The 395-nt window shown below is 49.1% G+C and carries 1 protein-coding gene; it reads right to left on the reverse strand.

The window, feature by feature from the left end; translation table 11 throughout:
* Window positions 1–39: 39 nt before the first annotated feature.
* A partial coding sequence (locus D779_RS23060) for a hypothetical protein (RefSeq protein WP_232424267.1) occupies window positions 40–395 on the reverse strand: 356 nt, incomplete at its 5' end.

Raw genomic sequence — 395 nt, forward strand, 5'->3', positions numbered from 1 at the left:
AGTGCGGGCTTCGGGCATCGTAACGTTGGGGGTAGAGTCTCAAGACGATGCCATTATAATCAAAAACTTAATATGAAATGCACTGTACTGAGGATCAGCACCAAGACCAACCCCAATTTCTAGGACACGCATTCCTCGGACCTGTTCAAAACGTGCAAAATCGGCGATGTAGGGCTCCAATTCATAGCGCGCTTTCGCCTGTTTTTCGTATCCTTTCCGATCAGACTCCGATAGATAAAGCGCCTCGCCGCATGAGTCTCTATTCCAGAAATCACGAACTCTATTCTTCTCGGACGGCATATCACGGGTGCGGCCTCGAAATGATGTCGTTTCGAGGGTATGCTTTGAGCTTCTGTAACAACGAGAGAAGGCTTCGTCGTGGCGAAAGTGGTCAG

Origin of the sequence: Imhoffiella purpurea (genome assembly GCF_000585215.1) — a bacterium.
GTDB classification, from domain to species: domain Bacteria; phylum Pseudomonadota; class Gammaproteobacteria; order Chromatiales; family Chromatiaceae; genus Imhoffiella; species Imhoffiella purpurea.